General features: G+C 70.7%; 14 protein-coding genes and 1 tRNA gene. 12 read left to right on the top strand and 3 right to left on the bottom strand.

Going from position 1 to position 19,244, the window contains the following annotated elements; all coding sequences use genetic code 11:
• Positions 1–69: 69 nt before the first annotated feature.
• The 3 genes from ACFWRT_RS01165 to ACFWRT_RS01155 are packed head-to-tail and all read left to right on the top strand — an operon-like array spanning position 70 to position 3,067.
• On the top strand, positions 70–840 hold the full coding sequence (locus ACFWRT_RS01165; protein WP_380948919.1) for a (Fe-S)-binding protein: 771 nt from the start codon (positions 70–72) through the stop codon (positions 838–840).
• Positions 837–2,438, top strand: coding sequence for a lactate utilization protein B (locus ACFWRT_RS01160; protein WP_380948918.1), 1,602 nt, complete (start codon positions 837–839; stop codon positions 2,436–2,438). Before ACFWRT_RS01165 ends, ACFWRT_RS01160 begins: the two co-directional genes overlap by 4 nt.
• Positions 2,435–3,067 carry a LutC/YkgG family protein gene (locus tag ACFWRT_RS01155; protein WP_380948917.1) on the top strand — a complete coding sequence of 211 codons (633 nt, stop codon included), beginning with the start codon at positions 2,435–2,437 and terminating at the stop codon, positions 3,065–3,067. Before ACFWRT_RS01160 ends, ACFWRT_RS01155 begins: the two co-directional genes overlap by 4 nt.
• Positions 3,068–3,132: 65 nt before the next feature.
• On the opposite strand, the gene ACFWRT_RS01150 is transcribed toward ACFWRT_RS01155, so the two are convergent.
• The 3 genes from ACFWRT_RS01150 to ACFWRT_RS01140 all read right to left on the bottom strand — a co-directional run bounded on the left by ACFWRT_RS01150 (position 3,133) and on the right by ACFWRT_RS01140 (position 6,363).
• Entirely contained in the window at positions 3,133–5,061 is a 1,929-nt protein-coding gene (locus ACFWRT_RS01150) for a DUF2264 domain-containing protein (RefSeq protein ID WP_380948916.1), read from the bottom strand.
• 201 nt (positions 5,062–5,262) lie between these two features.
• Positions 5,263–5,748, bottom strand: coding sequence for a hypothetical protein (locus ACFWRT_RS01145; RefSeq protein ID WP_380948915.1), 486 nt, complete (start codon positions 5,746–5,748; stop codon positions 5,263–5,265).
• Positions 5,749–5,883: 135 nt separating this feature from the next.
• On the bottom strand, positions 5,884–6,363 hold the full coding sequence (locus ACFWRT_RS01140; RefSeq protein ID WP_380948914.1) for a DUF309 domain-containing protein: 480 nt from the start codon (positions 6,361–6,363) through the stop codon (positions 5,884–5,886).
• Between the two features lie 111 nt (positions 6,364–6,474).
• Between ACFWRT_RS01140 and ACFWRT_RS01135 the strand changes: the two genes are divergently transcribed.
• From ACFWRT_RS01135 to ACFWRT_RS01095, 9 genes are all read left to right on the top strand, one after another.
• Complete coding sequence (locus tag ACFWRT_RS01135; RefSeq protein ID WP_380948913.1) at positions 6,475–9,129, top strand: ATP-binding protein; 2,655 nt, start codon at positions 6,475–6,477, stop codon at positions 9,127–9,129.
• Between the two features lie 50 nt (positions 9,130–9,179).
• Positions 9,180–9,253, top strand: a tRNA-Pro gene (locus ACFWRT_RS01130).
• Positions 9,254–9,816: 563 nt separating this feature from the next.
• Positions 9,817–11,418, top strand: coding sequence for an eCIS core domain-containing protein (locus ACFWRT_RS01125; protein WP_380948912.1), 1,602 nt, complete (start codon positions 9,817–9,819; stop codon positions 11,416–11,418).
• A gap of 1,240 nt (positions 11,419–12,658) precedes the next feature.
• Positions 12,659–12,889, top strand: a complete 231-nt coding sequence (locus ACFWRT_RS01120; RefSeq protein WP_356384456.1) for a hypothetical protein — start codon at positions 12,659–12,661, stop codon at positions 12,887–12,889.
• 107 nt (positions 12,890–12,996) lie between these two features.
• On the top strand, positions 12,997–14,304 hold the full coding sequence (locus ACFWRT_RS01115) for a YcaO-like family protein (RefSeq protein ID WP_380948911.1): 1,308 nt from the start codon (positions 12,997–12,999) through the stop codon (positions 14,302–14,304).
• Complete coding sequence (locus ACFWRT_RS01110; protein ID WP_380948910.1) at positions 14,283–15,005, top strand: TOMM precursor leader peptide-binding protein; 723 nt, start codon at positions 14,283–14,285, stop codon at positions 15,003–15,005. The genes ACFWRT_RS01115 and ACFWRT_RS01110 overlap by 22 nt, the downstream gene beginning before the upstream one ends.
• Complete coding sequence (locus ACFWRT_RS01105; RefSeq protein ID WP_380948909.1) at positions 14,989–16,698, top strand: hypothetical protein; 1,710 nt, start codon at positions 14,989–14,991, stop codon at positions 16,696–16,698. The genes ACFWRT_RS01110 and ACFWRT_RS01105 overlap by 17 nt, the downstream gene beginning before the upstream one ends.
• Positions 16,689–17,429, top strand: coding sequence for a nitroreductase family protein (locus ACFWRT_RS01100; RefSeq protein WP_380948908.1), 741 nt, complete (start codon positions 16,689–16,691; stop codon positions 17,427–17,429). Before ACFWRT_RS01105 ends, ACFWRT_RS01100 begins: the two co-directional genes overlap by 10 nt.
• On the top strand, positions 17,422–19,188 hold the full coding sequence (locus ACFWRT_RS01095; RefSeq protein ID WP_380948907.1) for an ABC transporter ATP-binding protein: 1,767 nt from the start codon (positions 17,422–17,424) through the stop codon (positions 19,186–19,188). The genes ACFWRT_RS01100 and ACFWRT_RS01095 overlap by 8 nt, the downstream gene beginning before the upstream one ends.
• Positions 19,189–19,244 lie beyond the last annotated feature (56 nt).

The raw sequence follows: 19,244 nt of genomic DNA, 5'->3' as shown, positions 1-19,244 counted from the left end.
CGGACCGAGCCCAGTATGGTCCGACCATAGAAACGTCGTAGTGAAACCGGAACCCGCCGGGGAGGCCACATGCGTATCGGACTCTTCGCCACCTGCCTGGGCGACACACTCTTCCCCGACGCGGTGCGCTCCACCGCCATCCTGCTCACGCGGCTGGGCCACGAGGTGGTGTTCCCGCCGGAGCAGACGTGCTGCGGGCAGATGCACATCAACACCGGATACCAACGCGAACCCGTCCCCCTGGTCCGGAACTTCGCCGAGCAGTTCGGCGACGCCTCCATCGACGCGGTCGTGATGCCGTCGGGATCGTGCGCCGGTTCGGTCCGCCACCAGCACGCGATCGTCGCCGACCGCTACGGGGACGCCGCCCTGCGGGCCGGGGTGGCCGCCGTCGCCGCGAAGACGTACGAGCTCTCCGAGCTCCTCGTCGACGTCCTCGGGGTGACCGGGGTCGGCGCCTACTTCCCGCACCGGGTGACGTACCACCCGACCTGCCACTCGCTGAGAATGCTCCGCGTCGGCGACAGACCACTCCGGCTGCTGCGTGCCGTCGACTCCATCGACCTCGTCGAGCTGCCCGGCGCCGAATCCTGCTGCGGGTTCGGCGGGACCTTCGCCCTCAAGAACGCCGAAACCTCCACCGCGATGCTCCACGACAAGCTGGACGGTATCGCCACCACCGGGGCCGAGGTCTGCACCGCCGGCGACTCCTCCTGCCTGATGCACATCGGCGGAGGCCTCTCCCGCACCCGCTCCGGCACCCGTACCGTCCACCTCGCCCGGATCCTCGCCGCCACCCGCGCCACCCCCGACGCCCTGACGGAGGCCGCCGCCGTATGAGCACGTTCCTCGGCATGCCCGCCCGGCCGCCCCGTTCCCCGTACGGCACCGGCAACCTGCGCGGCGAGGAGCCCTTCCCCCGCGCCGCCCACCAGGAGCTGGGAAACGGACAACTGCGCCGCAATCTTCACAAGGCCACCACCACGATCCGCGCGAAACGCCTGAACGTCACCGGCGAACTCCCCGACTGGGAGGCCCTGCGCGACGCCGGTTCCGCCATCAAGACCGACGCGATGAACCGGCTCCCCGAACTCCTGGAACAGCTCGAGCGCAAGGTCACCGAGCACGGCGGAACGGTCCACTGGGCGCGCGACGCCGCCGAGGCGAACGAGATCGTCGCCCGGCTGGTGAAAGCCACCGGCAGCAGCGAGGTCATCAAGGTCAAGTCGATGGCCACCCAGGAGATCGGGCTCAACGAGCACCTGGAGTCGGCCGGCATCACGCCGTACGAGACCGACCTCGCCGAACTCATCGTGCAGCTCGCCCACGACAAGCCCTCCCACATCCTGGTACCCGCGATCCACCGCAACCGGGACGAGATCCGGCAGATCTTCCTGGACCGCATCCCCGGCGTCGACCCGGAGCTGGACAACGTTCCGGCCCACCTCGCGGCCGTCGCCCGGACCTATCTGCGGCAGAAGTTCATGACGACGAAGGTCGCCGTCTCCGGCGCCAACTTCGGCATCGCCGAGACCGGCACCCTCTCCGTCGTCGAGTCCGAGGGCAACGGCCGCATGTGCCTCACCCTCCCCGACACGCTGATCACCGTGATGGGCATCGAGAAGGTGCTGCCGCGCTACCAGGACCTGGAGGTGTTCCTCCAACTGCTGCCGCGTTCCTCAACCGGTGAACGCATGAACCCCTACACCTCGTTGTGGACCGGAGTGACACCCGGCGACGGCCCTCAGGACGTCCATCTGGTGCTGCTCGACAACGGACGCACAGCCGCGCTCGCCGACGCGATCGGACGGGCGGCGCTCAACTGCATCCGCTGCTCGGCCTGTCTCAACGTCTGCCCGGTCTACGAACGTACCGGCGGCCACGCCTACGGTTCGACCTACCCCGGCCCGATCGGCGCCGTCCTCACCCCGCAGCTCGCTGGGATGCACGCGGCCGACGACGACCCCAACAGCTCCCTGCCGTACGCCTCCAGCCTCTGCGGGGCCTGTTTCGACGCCTGCCCCGTGAAGATCGACATCCCCTCGCTGCTGGTGGAGCTGCGCCACCAGCACACCGAACAGACCGGCACCACACCGGAGAAGCTGGCGATGAAGGCGGCCGCCGCGGTGATGAAGCGGCCCACGCTGTACACGGGCGCGCAGAAGGCGGCCGGCCTCGGCCGCGCGGTCGCGGGCCGCGACGGGACGATCTCCCGCCTGCCCCCGCCGTTCAGCGGCTGGAGCGACAGCCGTGACACGGCGGCCCCGCCCCGGCAGACCTTCCGCGCCTGGTTCGCCTCCGACGAGGGCCGCGCCGCGCTCCGGGCAGCCGCCGACGAACACGACCCGGGCCAGGGAGGATTCGACCCGGATCCAGGAGAACCCGACCGGAACCAGGGAGAACCCGGCCGGAACCGGGGAGAGGACGGGACCCGGTGACGAGTGCCCGCGAGACCGTGCTCGGCCGGGTCCGCGACGCTCTGGCCCTGGCCCCGACGCCCACCACCGTCGTACCGCGCGCCTACCGCACCGGCCGGGTCCTCCCCGACCCCGAACGCCTCGCCCTCTTCACCGACCGGCTCCTCGACTACCGGGCCGAGGTCCACCCCTGCACCGCCGACCGCACGGCCCAGGTCGTCGCCGAGGTGCTGCGTGACCACGGTGCCCGCCGGATCGGGGTGCCCGCAGGACTGGATCCGCGCTGGCTCGACGCGTACGAGGGCGAGGTGTGGCACGACGCGGCGGACATCCCCGCGCCCCGACTGGACTCCCTGGACGCGGTGGTGACCGCATCCGCCGCCGGCTGTGCCGAGACGGGCACGATCTTCCTGGACGGTTCGCCCGACCAGGGACGCCGGGCGCTGTCGCTCGTCCCCGATCTGCACCTTTGTGTCGTGGACCTCTCCTCAGTCGAGGCAGGAGTGCCCGAGGCGGTGGCCCGGCTGGTGCCCGAGCGGCCCACGACTCTGATCAGCGGCCCTTCGGCAACGTCTGACATCGAACTGGAACGGGTGGAGGGCGTGCACGGCCCCCGCACCCTGGTGGTGGTGATCCGCACCGACAGGTGACCGCACCCATAGGCGACCGTATCGACAGGCGACCGTACCGGCAGATGACCGATCTGTGGTCCGACCTATGAATGTTCCACCGTGACCGCACCCCGACCGAAGACGATCCGCGTCCTCACCCCGTCCTCCGCCCAACCGACCTTCACCTCGACCCCGACCGGATCACCGTCCGGACCGGCTTGTACGACCACCGTGTCCACGACCGGCTCCAACGGCCCCGCCTCCGGCTCCGCCGTGAGCGACGCGAGGGCCACCAGCACCACGTCCCCCGCCACGTCGGCGGCCAGCCGGGGCAGCACCGCCCAGCGGGTGAACGCCGTGCCCTGCGGGGCCCGCACCTCCTCCGGCGCCGCCCAGCCGTGGAGCCCGTACAGCTGGGAGCGCACCGGCCCGCCGGGCTCCGTCGCCCAGCCGGTCAGTTCGGCCTCTGCCCCGTCCGGTGCACCGAGCACCCGGTGTACCCGCAGCTCGTAGCGGCCCCGCGCCACCGTCACGCTCTCCACCCGGAGCCCGGGTACGGTCGAGGGGCCCGTCGGGAAGACGGGTACGTGCCAGGACCCGGCCCAGCCCCAGCCGTCGCCGTGCCCGGCCCCCAGCGGATGGATCCGGCGCCGGGTGCTGCGTACCCCGCCGACCGTCACGGAGAGGTGGTTGTCCGCCGGGTTCGCCGCCGAGGTCGGCCCGGTGACGGTGGAGTAGGCGAGCCGGGCGTAGTGCGGGTCCGTGCCGGCCGCCGACTCGCCCTCGTCCGGGCGGACATGGTCGCTGCCGTGGTTGTGGAGCCGCACCACGCCGTCCGCCTGCGTCGACTGCACCAGGAACCCGGGTGCCGGCACCGACAGCACCCGGTCCGCGCCTTCGCTCGGAGCTGCCGCCTCCATCGACGTCCACAGCGGGTGCCCGGCGGGAGCCAGCAGCGCGACGAACGCCTTCGACGCCCAATAGGGCGACGCGGGACCGGAATAGGACTGCAGGGTCGCCGGGTGGGGGCCGTGCCAGCCGAGGCTCAGCAGCCCGTCACCGCCGCTCGCGCCGCGCTCCAGGAAGTACCGCAGCGAGCCGTTGACCAGCCGCCGCGACACCCCGTGGGCGAGCGGGGTGTGCCCGGAGACCGCGCCCAGGCCCACGGCCGCACTCGCGGCGAAGCGGTAGGTGAGCGAGCGCCCGAAGTGCAGCGGGGCCCCGTCGCCGCCGAACATCAGCGAGAAGCTCTCCAGGTGCTCACGCAGCCGTGCCCCGTGTCGCGCCGACGCGCTGTCGTCGCCGGCCAGATGGGCGTCCAGCATCGGATACAGGTGCAGCGCCCACCCGTTGTAGTGGTCGAAGGCGCGCCCGTCCCCGTCGGCGTACCAGCCGTCGCCCCGGTACCAGAGCACCAGCAGCTCCAGCGCCCGCTCCCGTGCCCGGGCGGTCTCCGCGTCGCCGCGCCCCACCGACTCCAGGAAGCCGGCGACCGTGTACGGGAAGAGGTACCAGTTGTTGCCTGCCGGAAGATGCCGCAGCGCACCCCGTAGCCACTGTTCCGCCCGGTCCTGCACGCCGGGCTCCAGCCGGTCCCAGAGCCAGGGCCGGGTGAGCCGCAGTCCGAGCGCGACGGACGCGGACTCCACCATGGGCTGGCCCTGCACGTGGTGGTCCAGGATCACCGGCCAGGACTCGGCGTCGTCCCGCCCCGGCGTACGTGTCCCGGACGCGAGCCCCCGCGCGTACCGATCCAGCCATTCGTGCGGGTCCTTCCCCTCGGCCCCGGCGACCCGGAAGGCGGCCGCCAGGAAAGTCCGCGCGTACCCCTCAAGACCGTCGGAGCGCACGCCGGAGTGCGACGGAGGGCCGGGCAGGTCGAGCAGCGCCCCGCGGGGGGTGGCCCACCGCCAGGCGGCGTGCAGCAGCCCGTCGGCGGCGGCCTCCCAGTGCGCCCGGGTGTACCCGGTGTACGGGCTCGACGCCCGGTCCTCCGGGGGAAGTACGAACGAAGGGGAGCGGAAGATCGTCATACGGGGAGGCCAGGCCCTTCGTGGGGGACACGGTCGGCACCGGAAATCCTGATCGAGTGATCACAAGCGGTCAAGAGGTCGATCAGAAGCCACCGAAGCCGATCAAACGATCAGGCGGGAGGCTGTTTCCGGAACCGTCCCGCCCGCACCGCGTGACGCCACGGGACTGACGGGACTCACATGACTCACAGCACTCACAGCTCAGGGAAGCAGCAGCCAGTCCGCACCGACGGCGGCCACCAGGCCCGCCCCGAGCAGCCAGCTTCCGAGCCTGGTACGGCCGTTCCTGCTGAGCTCGATCACCAGGCCGCACAGAATGAGCGCGAGCCCGTAGACACCCACCACCAGCACCGACGACCGGCTCGCGATCCGCAGGGCGAGGACCACACCCATCGCGACCATGCCCACGGAGGAGAGAACGATCCGCAGCTGACGAGCCTGACGTGGCGTCAGTCTCTTCGCGAGCTCAGGCTGACCCTCCGACTCCGATGTGGGCTCCGATTCAGGTGCCGATTCAGGCGCCCGCTCGGTCTCGGTCTCGGCGTCGGGACGGGAGGCGGCCGCGTTCTCGGTGTCGTGCGCGTCCTCGGCCGGATCCGCCACCGCGGTCCCGGCTATCGAGGTGTCGGTCTCCCGGTCCTGGCCCTTGCGCTGGTCCCGGTCCTGGTCCTGGTCAGAAGTGCTCATGGAGCCGGATCGTAATGGCTGCGCGGCAGCCCTGTTACCGGACCCGGGCGTTCCGCCACCGACCCGACCCGACCCGACCCGACCCGACCCGACCCGACCCGACCCGACCCGACCGGACCTCGGGGGCCGCATGGGCTATCCCAGCAGCCGGGGCGCCTCGCCAGCCGCGTCCACAGTAGGGCCGCTCTCCACCCGCCCGGCCAACTCCTGGGCCCAGTCGATGAGCCCGCCGATACCGATGCCGTGCGGCCGGGCCTCGCGGTACGCGGAGAGCGCACCCGCGCCCCGGCGCAGCAGTCGCGCCCCGCCCGCCGTGTTGCCGCGAGCGGCGTGGGTGAGCCCCACGGCCACCTGCGCGAGCCCCCGCCACAGCTCCCGCTCGCTCGAAGGCCCCGACTTCCAGGCGTCCTCGAACACCTCGTGGGCGTGGAACGGCATCCCCGTGTCCAGCAGCCGCTGTGCCTCCCGCAGCGTCTCGTGCGGTGTGCGAACGACGCCCTCGGGCTGCCGCTCGACTCCGGGCGTGCCGTAGGGCAGCGGACGGCCCAGTCCGTCCCGGGGGCGCGCGTTGCGCGCCCGGCCTTCGGTGTCACGGTCCCTGCGTGTCTCGTTCACTACTCGATTGTGCCTCGCACCTGCAAGGAATCGGCCGAACCCTGTCGGTGAGCACCCGCGCACGACTAGGCTCGTCCGTCGTCACTGCATGCCATTTGGGGAAGGGTGGGCATGAAGCCGTCCCGGCCGTTGTACGAGCGTGAACCGGAACTCGCCGCCGCTGCCAAGGCGGTGGACGATCTGTGCGGAGCGCAGGCCGTCGGCGGGCTCCTGGTCTTCAGCGGAGAGGCGGGGCTCGGGAAGACCGCCCTGCTCGCCGAGATCCGGGCGATGGCCGCCGACCGCTGCACGATCTGGTCCGCCCGGGGCGGCGAGACCGTCACCTCCGTACCGTTCCACGTCGTACGGCAGTTGCTGCAGCCCGCCCTCGACCAGTTCCCGCCCGACGAGAAGCGGGCCCTGTTCGACGACTGGTACGACACCACGGCGCCGGCGCTCGGACTCGCCGAGCCCAGCGGTCCGCAGCCCGACCCGCAAGGTGTCCGGGACGGCCTGGACTATGTCGTCTCCCGGCTCGCCTCACGCCTCAGCCACCGGCCGTTACTGCTGCTGGTCGACGACGCCCACTGGGCGGACGGCGAATCCCTGACCTGGCTCTCCTCGTTCACCGCCCGCCTCGGTGAACTCCCGTTGCTCGTCGTCCAGGCGTACCGGCCGCAGGAGATGGCCGAGCGCAACGCGAGCTACGTCGCCGACCGCGAGGCCGAACGCGGCTCCGACGGCCAGAGCGCGGTCATCCGGGTCGCCCTGCGGGCGCTGACCCCGGACGCCACCGCCGAACTGGCCCGCGCGGCGCTCGGCGAACACGCGGACGACCCGTTCTGCCGCGAGGTGTGGGCCGTCACCGGCGGGAACCCGTACGAGGCCGTCGAGCTGGTCGCCAAGGTCCAGGACCAGGAGCTGGCCCCGGTCGAGGAGTCGGCCGGGCAGCTGCGGGAGCTCGGTGCCTCCGCCCGTGGCAGCGGCCTCGTCGCCCGCCTGGAGCGGCTCGGCACCAACGCCAACCGGTTCGCCTGGGCCGCCGCCGTGCTCGGCACCGACATCTCCCAGGAGCTGGCCGCCACCCTCGCCGGGATGAGCTCGGCGGAGGCCGCCGACTGCACGGCGCGGCTGCGCGACGCCCGTATCGTCAGCGGTTTCGACCCGCTGGAGTTCGTCCACCCGCTGATCGCGACCGCCGTCTACCGCTCGATCCCGCCGGCCACCCGTACCGCGATGCACGGACGCGCCGCCTGGGCCATCACCCGGGCCGGCCTCGGTGCCGCCGCGGCCTCCCGGCACCTGCTGGAGGTCCACCCCGACGACGACCAGGAGCTGGTCGCCCAGCTCCGCGAAGCCGCGGGCCAGCACCTCGCGGTCGGCGCCCCGGAAGCGGCCAGGCGCTGCCTGGAGCGTGCCCTCGAGGAGCCGCCCCGTCCGAAGGACCGCGCGGTCCTGCTGTACGAGCTCGGCTGCGCGACCCTGCTCAGCTCCCCGCCCACCACCGTGCAGCACCTGCGCGCCGCCCTGGACATGCCCGGCCTCGACGACGGCCTGCGGGTCGACGCCACGTTCCGGCTCGCCGCCGCGCTCGCCCACAACAACCAGCTCAAGGACGCGGCCCTCTCGCTGGCCGCCGAGGCGGCCCGTACGGCACCGGGCCCCGGCCTGATGCGGCTGCAGGCCGCGCACTTCATGTGGGAGGGCATGCAGGCGACCGAGGACGACGGCCCGGTCCGCTCCCGGCGCCTCACCCGCAACGCCGACCACCTCAAGGGCCGCGACAACTCCGAGCGGGCGCTGCTCACCCTGCGGGCCTTCGATGCCATGCTGCGCGGCGAGAACGCCCAGCTCATCGTCGACCTCTGCGAACGCGCCCTGATCGACGGAAGCCCCGCCCGCGGCCTCGGCTGGACCGACTCCGAGTGGGGCTTCGAACTGCCCACCATGGTCGGCATCACCTACACCTTCACCGACCAGCTCGACCGGGCCGAGAGCCTCTTCGGCGAAGCGGTGCGGGCCTTCGAGATCTCCGGCTGGAGCGGGGCCCACCTGGCGTTCGCGCACACCCTGCTCGGCATGGTCCACCGCCGTCGCGGCCGTCTCGCGGAGGCCGAGGGCTTCCTGCGCGAGGGACTCCGGCTCGCCGACCGTGTCGGCTCCGGCCTGCCCGTCCACTGGGACGCGGCGTGCCTGCTCATCGACACGCTGCTGGCCCGGGGCCGTACCGCCGAGGCCCGCAAGATCGCCGACCGCTACCACTTCGGACCGCCCTATCCCAGTGCCATGGTGCTGCCGGACGGCCCGTGCATCCTGGGCCGCCTGCTGCTGGCCGAAGGCCGTAAGGAGGAAGCGATCGCCGAACTCGAAGCGGCGGGCGCGGCCCTGGAGTCACGCGAACGCTTCAACGGAATCTGGGCACCCTGGGCCGGCGACCTCGCCCGCGCCCTGGCCGAGGACGACCCGGGCCGTGCGGCCCACCTCGCGGCCCGCGCCCGGGTGCACGCCGAACGGTTCGGCACCGATACCGCCATCGGCGAAGCCTTGCGCTGCGTCTCCCTCTTTGCCCCGCCCGAGGAGGCGGAGCAGCTCCTCGCCGACGCGGTCCGTCATCTGGAGCGGTCCTCCTCCGCCTACGAGCACGCGCTCGCCCGTGTCGACTACGGCATCGCCATCGGCTCGCACCGAGAACTGGCCCGGGCCCAGAAGCAGGCCATGGCCTGCGGAGCGGAAGGACTGGCGGCCCGCGCCCAGAAGGCACGGACGTCGATCCGGTCCTCGGAGTGAGGTAATGTTTGTCCTGCGCGGCCGCCCCGGGAAACCGGGCGGAATCGCATCGGGACGTGGCGCAGCTTGGTAGCGCACTTGACTGGGGGTCAAGGGGTCGCAGGTTCAAATCCTGTCGTCCCGACTGGAGACAGTCGCAGGTCAGGGCCGGTTTCGGAGCAATCCGAAACCGGCCCTTGATCATTTTTGGGGATCAGTGGGAAATCCGGCCTCCTTGACCGGGGCGGTGGGGTGTGACGGCGGGGCTCGGTTGCGAGCGCGGTGAGGCACGTTCAAGTGGGCCGCCCGGAACCAATAGCGCCGCCTGCAAAGAACAGACACCGCGATACGCGAGGACAGCTTCGTTCGCTGCCCGTACGGCGGTGTCTGCGACGGACTCCAATGGGCCCCAGCCGTCAACAACCCCGCATCTGGGCAGTCCTCGTAGCTTTCGGCGGGCCACGTGCTCCCTGGTGTCACCGTGCCCCGTGAGCTGATACGGCGGTTCCGCAACGCCTCTTCAGCTCTGCCCGCGAACTGCCCTGCCGGACCTGTGGACAGAGCCCGATCTTCGGTACAGATGAGGGTTCAGCCCAACGAGGTTCCGAAGGGAAGGTCGTGCACGCGCGAGGAAAGCCGCACCGGTCGTCGGACGAACGAGACAACGCCTTACACCGCTTGCGCGGACCGAACCCGCCGGTTCCGCGCATGCTGGAGCTCCAGCGGACGGTGGGGAACGCCGCGGTGGCCCGGATGGTCGAGCAGGAGCGGCACCAGCACGGTCCGGGATGCGAGCACGCGGACACGGCCGTCCAGCGCCGGGAGACCTCGGCGCACCAGCACCAGCAGGCGGATGAGGTAGCGGAGAAGGCGGGCTCGACGGATCACCGCAGTCTCCTCGACGCCGCGATGGCGACACCGAGCAGCCCGCTGCCGGGCGCGTTCCTCACGAAGGCAAGGGGGTTCTACGGCAACGACGCCCTCTCCGCAGGCCGCGTTCACGACGACGCGACCGCCCAGCGCGCCACCGCCGCGCTCGGCGCGCAGGCCATGACCATCGGTAGCCACATTTTCCTGGGCGCCTCTGCCGTGGGGGACACCGAGACCCTCGCTCACGAGGCCAGCCACCTCGACAAGAACCTCCGGGGCATCCGCGAGACCGGCAAGGACAACGGTACCGGCGTCACGGTGACCGACCCCGGACAGGACTCGGAGCACGCGGCCGCCGCGGACGGCGCCGCCTTCGTGGAGGGAGCGGCTACCGCACCGTCGGCCGTTGCCCAGCGGGCTCCGGCCGCCAGTGCAGTCGAGAGGCCGCGCGCCGGACTCCACGGCGGCAGGGCGGTACAGCGCGCGGTCTGGGAGTACGACCAGGCCGCCAGCTTCGACGACCCCCGCGCAGGCCAGGAGACCCGCTGGCGCAACCAGGACAACCTGGACGAGATCCGCACTGCCACCCGGCTGGGTATTCATGGCCAGCGCAGACCGCGGCACGGCGACGTCTACGACGACGCGACCCAGCAGATGCACAGCAGCGCGAACGTGAAGTTCTCGAAGAACGGTGCCATCCCGGACCGCGACTACCCACGGCGCGAGACACAGACCCGCAGGGCCCTGGTCAAGGCCAAGCAGGCCATATCGACGGTGCTCACCCTGCTGGACGGAGCAGGCAACGCCCCCGGGGGCCGGCTGCTGACCGGTCTGCAGTCGGGCTTCCCCGCGTTCCGGGCCGCGACGCCCGAGCAGATCACTATCTTCCTGCCGCGGATCAAGGAGGTCGTACGGCGCATCCAGGCCGGCTTGAACGCCGAGGGCGCAGAGATCGCCTTGGTGGGCGGCGACGCCCCGGCTGGGGCCGCAGGCTGGGTCGCCCCCAGCACGACCGACGTGTTCACGCGCTTGTTCAACCCCGATCAGCAGAGGAGCGAGGACCTTCCGACCATGGACATGGGCCGGAGCGGACCGATCAACCTCACTAGCGGGGGCCAGGACGCCTGGACCATCATCCACGAGGCGACCCACCGGTTCGCAGGCACACTCGACTACCAGTACAGCTCCCGTGACATGGAGATAGAGGAGGAGGACCGCAACGCCGAACTGGACGCCTTCATGCCCACGTCGGCGGCGGAGCGCAAGGAGGCCATGCTCGGCAAGCGCGCCCTTGGGAACCCCTCGACGTACAGCGGCGCGAACGACGGCTCCGACCGCCAGCCGAACTGGTACGCCATGGGACAGCGCGCTCTGATGAACGCGGACTCCTACGCCCAGTTCATCCTGACGGCGACGGGCCACCGGGCGCCACGCTTCTGACAGCGTGCCCGGTCACTGTCGGCCCGCCCGTGTGACTCGTCGCCCTGCGGCGTGTACGGCCGGGCCGGCCTCTCGCCGAAGAGGCCGTGATGTTCATGGGTTCAGAGGGCGAGCGTGGTGTGTGGCCGCGGACCTGTCCGATGTCCTGTGCTCCGCGGGCTGCCCAGCAAGCCCCTGACCACCATCTCGAGCAGGGGGCATCCGCCCTTCAGAACGACCATCCCCAGCCACGCCACCATCTGAACAGTAGTCAGGTCCCAGGTCTCGGCCTCCTGGCGCCGGCGGGTGCGGGATAGCCCGGGAGCGACCCCAACACCCGATGCTCCGACTTCTGTACGGCCTGCTCGTCGCCGCGGTCACGCCCGTCTGATCGCGCGCCGGCGTCGCTGATCGGGGCGGGTGCGGAGACGGCGGGGGAGGTGTACAGGCCGATCGCCGCCGCTCCACCGGATCAGGAGGGGGTGGAGGTGCGGACGCTGTCGTGTGTGCGGGTCGCGATGTCGGAGCCGGGTGGCCACGGAGGAGAAGGAGGCCCGAGGATCGCCACGCCGACCCGGGAGCGCTACGGGCCCGGCCGATTTCCCACGCTGGATGCAGCCTCCGCACCCCCCCACCGTCGGTCCGTGGCGGCGGCGAGCCGACGGGGCTTCGGGGCCGGCTTGTTGTCGCCTCGGCGGGGAGGTCCTGGTCGGGTCGTCGTACCGGGCCTGCAACGCGGAATACCCGCGCGTCGGCGGGGAGGACGGGAAGGTGGCGCCCACCGGCACCATCCTTGACGGAACACTCTCGCGTGCCGAGGGCCGCAAGGCCGGCCCCGTACGCCGGTTTCTCGCAGTACCGCCGCCGAGGTGGCGCCCGCAGTACGTCGGACGGGCATGCGGAGTCCCGCGGTAATGCGGCCGTGAGGCTGGAATCCCGGCGTTGCCCGGATCCGGCCCGGAGTCGAGGTGACCCCTGGCCTGCTCCGTGGTCCGTCCCGTTTTCTCAGCAATCGGTTCCCGCTCTCGCCCCCCATCAGGGCAAACAGTCGCGGCACCCTGCGATGTTCACCTGATGGTCCGTCATAAACATTTACACGCAAGAGCGTTGAAGGTGCAGCTATCTGACACCTCAGGTTTCCTTCACATCTTCTTGAGCTTGAAACGCGATCGACGACCCTAGGTTGAGCCTGGCTCCGGTGCAGCGATCGTCCACTTTGTGCCGGAGAGGACTTGCTGTTCGCGAGAGAAAGGAAGAGTAGATGCTTGACACCGATCCCACGCCAGGAGGAGCGGTCGACCTCGTCGTCGGCGACGCCGATGAGTCCTGGGAGGACCTTGTACGCGATCTGATCGCGGGCCCGGCGGACCCCTCGCGCATCCTCACGGACTGCGGTGGTAACGGCTGTAGCTGTGCCGGCTGTGTCGGCTGCGGCCTGAACTGCATGAGCGGCGGCTGGAAGTGCGCCACGTGTGGCAGCGCGTGCTGCTAGTGCCGTCCCCGGCCGACCCCGCCGGTCGAGGCGGTAGGTAGCGAATCGGCCCGCCGGCGGTGGTACCCGTCGGCGGGTGCCACCCGGACAAGGAACCACGGTGTTCCTTGCCTGACCTGAATGACGTGAACATGAAACAGCTTGATCCGCTTCTCTCGCGCTACGGCGTCGTCGGGGACGCCTTCGACCTCTCCCCGTCCCGCTATCGAGGTCTGCCGGAACTGAGCTCCTACGGGGTCGATCTCGGCAGCGGCTTCCCGGGCTTCGAGGCACGCGCGGACGACCGGGTCGTCGCCGGAGGACATGCGCTGGGAGACAAGGACAGGGCACGCCTGCTCGCCATCGCCGAGGGATGCGAGCGCTACTCGGGGGCGCAGTTCGGCACGGAGGGCGTAGTGACCGCCGCCGCGCACGATCTCGATGGCAGGGTGCTCGACTGGTCGCGGATCCCGCGTCTGTCCGACGCGGAGTACGCGCATCCGCGGTGCCCGCTCGTCCCCTTCGATCCGGCCGCGCCGATCAGGTGGGTGCGGGGGGTGGATCTCCGGGACGGAGACCCCACCTGGCTGCCGCTTTCCATGGCGGCCTACCGGTCGGGGCGCCGTTTCCCGGCCGAGCGCTTCGTGGCGAGCATCTCGACGGGCTGCGCCGTGCACACCGATCCCGCGAGTGCTCTCTTCGGCGGCCTGAGCGAGGTCGTCGAGCGGGACATGATCGCCGTTCTGTGGCTACAGAAGCTGCCGCTGCCGCACATTCCTCTCGACGTGCTGGACGAGCGGGAACTCACCGTGGTCGAGTGGGCGCACGATCGCTTCCTCGACACCGTGCTGCTGGATGCCACCAGTGACATCGGTGTACCCACGGTGTACTGCATGCAGACCGCACCGCATGACCAGACGATACGCACCATGGTCGGGTGCGGTACCGGGCTCACCATTCAGGATGCCGCGTACAAGGCGTTGCTGGAAGTCACCTGCTTCCGTGATTCGCTGCATGTGGAGTGGGAGGAGCCCGAGTCCTTCGCCGACTACACCGATATCTCGGACGGCGCGAAGTACATGGGCAAGCCGGAGAATGCCCCGCACTTCGCATTCCTTACCGATGACCACCCCGACCGGCCCTCGTTCCAGGATCGCGGCCGTTACGCCGCCGATGCCACTGAGGGGCTGACCCGCGCTGTCCGGAGGTTCGCCGAGCTGGACATGGCGGTGATCGCCGTGAACCGGACGACGACGGAACTCGCCTCGGTCGGACTGCACTCGGCGACCGTGGTCATCCCGGACCTCCAGCCGATGTCCCTCGTGCCGCTCGCCCAGTATCACGCGCATCCCCGGCTCTACTCCGCCCCCGCGGCGATGGGATATCGCGTACTGCCTGTCGAGGAGTTGAACCCATGTCCGCAGCCGTTCGCCTGACCCGTCTGTCCGTCCTCGGTACCGGGGCTTTCGGCACCCGGGCGTCCCAACTGCTGCCGCAGATCTCGGGCCTGGCCGTCACCCAGGTCGGTCCGGAGATCACCTGCGACATGCTCGTCGATGCCGATGCAGCCGTACTGGTACTGGACCGTCCCGCCCGGCGGTTGGCACGCCGATTCCGGCAGGTGGCCTCCGAGGCGGGAAAGCCGTGGCTCCTGGTGGAGTTCGATCACCCCGTCATCAGAGTGGGACCGTACTTCGATCCTGTGGCCGGCCCATGCCTGGACTGTTTCCACGCACGTGAGGACCAGCACGCCGACAAGCCGGCTCCCCTCCGGAAACCCGTATCCAAGCACGAGCACGAGCACAACCACGAACACGCCCATGCCCACGCACCGGACTGTTCGCACACATCGGCCCCCCTGTCGGCGGAGGAAGGACTCGGCGTCGAGGCGGCAGCCGGGGTCCTGCCGCATCAGGCGCGCATCGCCGCGGGACTGCTGAGCCTGTCGCTGGCCGAGCAGGTTCGCGGGCGCGTGGTCACGGTCGATCTCCGCACGGCGGCGGTCCGCTCGGACCAGGTGATCGGCTGCCACGGCTGCCCGCACTGCGGCGACGAGACCCAACGTACGCTCCTGTCGCGACAGTTCGATCACCTGCTCCGCACCGTGGGAGGCGTCACTCATGACGAGCACCGATAGTTTCCCCGCAGGCGGCCTCCGGCCCCGGTTGCGCGGTGGGGTGGCGGTCTCCGCCGCCGACGGCCAGGTCGTCTTCTCGGCCGGACAGATACGCAAGAGGATCGGCGGAGGGGACGCCCTCCGGCTCCTGATGCCGATCACGTCGGCGATGGACGGGCGCCGCACGGTCGGCGACCTCGCCGAAGCGACGGACCTCCCGTACGAGGCAGTGGCCCAGGCCGTGGCACTGCTGGTGAAGCAGGGCCTCGTCCTCTCCGGGGAGGTCGCACCGCCGAGGCCGCTGGCGGCCGGCGTCATCGACTACCTGGAAGTGACCGCCGGCACCTCGGCCTCGTTCCGCGACGCCTCCGAGGTACTGGAACGCCTGTCCCGGTGCGCGGTGCTGATCGTCGCCCCACCGGGACACACGGAAGCCATCAGCGACGACCTGGCGATGAGCGGCGTCGGAACAGTCCACAGCGCGTCGACGCCGGCCGAGGTCGGGAACGAGGTGCTCGACAGCCTGCTGGAAGCGGCGGGCAGCCTCGTGGTGCTGTGCGGCCCGCCCCGCCACGATGACAGCACGGACAGCTTCACCGACGACTGCGCTTCCCGCGACATCGCGGTACTGCACTACGCGGCGCACCAGGGGCAGGTCGACCTAGGCCCGCTGCTGCATCCGCGGGCGACGCTGTGCCGACGCTGCTTCACCAGCGGCTACCTCGCGGAGTTCGGAAGCGAACAGCCGGCCCCGGCCGAAACTGCCACGGGGGCGGTCGCCGCCGGACTGGTGGTGGGCGAAGCGCTGGCCTACCTGGCCGACATCGACAGCATGCGCACCGGTCAGGCCCTCGTCCGCTGGACCCTGCCGGATCTCACCGCGGTGCGGTACGCGGTCTCTGCCGAGGCCGGGTGCGCATCATGCGCGACGACGTCCCGCCGCTCGGGGGAGTGTGCAACCGTACTTGAGGCGTACGAGGACATAGTCGCCGCGCATCCCCTCGGCGACCGGCCTCAGCCTCCGGTCACCGCCGGCGGGGAGAAGCGCCTGGCGGCGCTGGGCAAGGAACGCGAGTCGTTCCCCACCGCACCGGTGATACCACTGCCTCCGCCACCGGCGACCGCGTCCGCCGCCCCGACCGGTGACGAGGTGTCGGCCGCATCCGAGGCGGGCCCATCCGGGACAGTGGGTACCGCCGACGCCGCGTTCGTCGCCGACCTGGCGGCGATGGCGGTGGGACGGCGCGGGGACGGCGGACCCCGCAGGTGGACCGCGTCCGGGGGAGACCTCGCGTCGGTCGAGCTGTATCTGATGTGCGCGGACACGGTCTCCGGACTGCCCGCGCACACCCTCATGAAGTACGACGACGTCGAACACCGACTCCTTGTCACCCGCCGGACCCACGGACCCGGTCTATGGCGGTCCATGCTCGACGCGACCGGGATCACGGACAGTTCGGACGTCGTTCTGGTCGTCGTCGGCGCGCTCTGGAGACTGAAGCTCAAGTACAGCAACTTCGGGATCAGGCTGGGACACCTCGACGCCGGGTGCGCCCTCGCGCAACTGCACGCGGTGGCCGGCGACAGAGGGGCACGCGTCACCCTCAACGACCGCTGGCAGCCGACGCTGTCGACACTGCTGGAACTCAAGGAAGACGAACAGGTCTTGGCTGTGGCCGGCCTGTGGACCCCGCGGAGCGCGCGATGCCACTGATCAATGAGACCGACCTGTGGTCGCTGGCGAAGCGTGCCCTCGCCCCCGCAGACCGCCCCGCCGAGCGGACCGTTCCAGACGGGCCGTCGACCCAGGACACCTCCCGGATCTCTCGGAGCGCGCCGCTCCACGATGTGCTGACAGCCCGTCGATCGGTCCGCCGGTTCCGGGAGGACCCGGTGCCCGACACCGACCTCGCCACCCTTCTGGATCTGGCCACGTCGACCGACCGGCAGATGTGGCCGCACGGTACGGCCGCGACCACCCCGCAGGCATGGCTCGTCAGCGGTGTGACGGGCACGTTGGGAACGCGGCTGCGCCAGTACGTACCTCGGCGGTCCCTGGCAGGACAGGCCACGGCGGCGGAGCCCCTCGCGGGGGAGTTCACCGATCACGGCGACAGCCCCGAACCGGCTCTGCTCGCCGCGCGTTACGCCCCGGCCCCGGTAACGATCATGATCTGCGCGACGATCACCGACGAAACCGACACCGGAACCGGGTCCGACAACTCCGGGTCGGACTACGGGCGGGCGCTCCTACGGGCGTCGGCATTCGGCTACAACGCCTGGCTTTCGGCGATCGCGGCAGGTCTCGGCGGCAGCGTGTACGGCCGTTCCTCACCCGAGGTGACCCGCATCGTGCGCCGTAACACCGGTACACCGGCGAGGCACCTGTTCACCCTTGTGCTCGGGCATCCCGCCGAAGCCCCGCAGGAGTTCGGCCGTGAGTGACACCGAACGGATACAGATACGCGCTCTCGGCCGGCGCGTACTGCGGCGATTCGCCGCGCACAAGGCCAACTTCGCGCTGTCCCTACTGACCGTCGTGCTGTCCACGGGGCTCGGGATCAGCGGGCCGCTGTTCCTCCGCGTCATCGTCGACGAGGCGGTGCCCCAGCGCGACCGGGAGCTGCTGCTGTGGATGTGTCTGGGCATGCTCGCCGTGGGAATCGCCCAGAGCGGCTTCTTCTACCTGCAGAGCCGGTTGACGAACTCCATCGGACTCGGAGTGGTTCACGGTCTGCGAGTGGAGGTGTACGAGCGGGTGCAGTCGATGCCGATCACCTTCCACGCCGGCCGTTCGGGGGCGGAGGTGCAGACAAGGCTGGCCAGTGACATCGGCGGCATCTCCGATGTCATCACCTTCACCGCCCAGCGTGCGCTCGGGTCACTGACGATGGTGGTTACCATCGGGACCGCCATGCTCATCCTCAGCTGGCCCGTCGCCGTGGTGGCGATCGGTCTCACACTGGGGCTGGTGATCATGAACCAGCACTACGCCGAGCGGCAACGGCTCCTGGCTGTCGAGGCACAGGAGCACACATCGGAGATGCTGCGTCTGACCGGCGAGCACCTCTCCCTGCCGGGTGTCCTCATGGGACGTACGCTGCGCTGCTGGGACGGCCAGCGCGACCGGTTCCGCGCGTCGTCGTCGGCCATCACCGGCCTGACGATCCGTGAGCGTTCCATGGCGACGAGCGCGGAGTCGATCATCGGCGTCTCGTTCGCGGCGATCCCGCCCGTGGTCTACTGGATGGCCGGCGGCGGCTTCACCAGCCTGTCGATCGGCACCGCGATCGTGCTGGTCGTGCTGCAACTCCAGCTCGCGCAGCCCATCCAGGCGCTACTCGGCCTGAGTACGTCCGTGCGGCGGTCACTGGCGCACTTCGACCGCATCTTCGAGTACATCGACCTCGGACCGACGGCGGCCCTGCCCGCGCCACGGAACCCGCACACCGGGACCCAGGTACCCGCGGTCGGCATCACACTGCGCGAGGTCTCCTACCGCTATCCGGAGAGCGGCAGGAGCACACTGCGCGGGATCGACCTGGACTTCCCCGCCGGTTCCACCACCATGATCGTGGGTTCGACCGGCTCCGGAAAGAGCACCCTGGGCTACCTCGTAGCGGGACTGCTGGAGCCCGGCGCAGGTACGGTCCGGGTGTCCGGCGGCGATGACAAGCCGTCCGAGACGGTCCTGCTTGTGCCCCAGGAGCCCGGGATCTTCAACGCCTCTTTCCGGGACAACCTCCTCCTCGCCCGCCCCGATGCCACCGAGGCCGAACTGCGCGACGTGTTGTCCAGACTGGCTCTCGACGATCTCGTCTCCTCCTTCCCCGACGGACTGGACACCTCGGTCGGCGAAAGGGGCTACCAGCTCTCCGGCGGCGAACGCCAGCGGCTCGGGTTGGCCCGCGCACTGCTGTCGGACGCCCCCGTCGTCGTGCTCGACGAGGTGACGAGCGCTCTGGACTGGGCGACCGCACGAACTGTGCAGGCAGCACTGGAGGAACTGCGCGGCAACCGGACCACGGTCGTCATCAGCCACCGGCTGTCCGGAGTCAAGGACACCGACCGGGTGGTGGTTCTCGCGGACGGGCTCGTCGTGGAGAACGGCACCCACGGTGAACTCCGTACCACGCCCGGCCGATACGCCGACCTCCTGCGCATGCGCGACGAGGACCTGTCCGAGGCGGGTACGACGCCATGAGTCCCCCCATCAGACTCTCCGCGGCGATCATGACCCACCCCGCTCGCAGGGCGAGA

The sequence above is a fragment of the Streptomyces cyaneofuscatus genome (assembly GCF_042718795.1).
GTDB classification, from domain to species: domain Bacteria; phylum Actinomycetota; class Actinomycetes; order Streptomycetales; family Streptomycetaceae; genus Streptomyces; species Streptomyces cyaneofuscatus_A.
Note: the sequence above shows the minus strand (reverse complement) of the source record. Positions and strands in the feature narration are given on the sequence as shown.

Coding starts and splice junctions, on each gene's coding strand:
- ACFWRT_RS01165 (WP_380948919.1), top strand. CDS start 70: ATGCGTATCGGACTCTTCGCCACCTGCCTGGGCGACACACTCTTCCCC.
- ACFWRT_RS01160 (WP_380948918.1), top strand. CDS start 837: ATGAGCACGTTCCTCGGCATGCCCGCCCGGCCGCCCCGTTCCCCGTAC.
- ACFWRT_RS01150 (WP_380948916.1), bottom strand. CDS start 5,061: ATGACGATCTTCCGCTCCCCTTCGTTCGTACTTCCCCCGGAGGACCGG.
- ACFWRT_RS01145 (WP_380948915.1), bottom strand. CDS start 5,748: ATGAGCACTTCTGACCAGGACCAGGACCGGGACCAGCGCAAGGGCCAG.
- ACFWRT_RS01135 (WP_380948913.1), top strand. CDS start 6,475: ATGAAGCCGTCCCGGCCGTTGTACGAGCGTGAACCGGAACTCGCCGCC.
- ACFWRT_RS01125 (WP_380948912.1), top strand. CDS start 9,817: ATGCTGGAGCTCCAGCGGACGGTGGGGAACGCCGCGGTGGCCCGGATG.
- ACFWRT_RS01120 (WP_356384456.1), top strand. CDS start 12,659: ATGCTTGACACCGATCCCACGCCAGGAGGAGCGGTCGACCTCGTCGTC.
- ACFWRT_RS01110 (WP_380948910.1), top strand. CDS start 14,283: ATGTCCGCAGCCGTTCGCCTGACCCGTCTGTCCGTCCTCGGTACCGGG.
- ACFWRT_RS01105 (WP_380948909.1), top strand. CDS start 14,989: ATGACGAGCACCGATAGTTTCCCCGCAGGCGGCCTCCGGCCCCGGTTG.
- ACFWRT_RS01100 (WP_380948908.1), top strand. CDS start 16,689: ATGCCACTGATCAATGAGACCGACCTGTGGTCGCTGGCGAAGCGTGCC.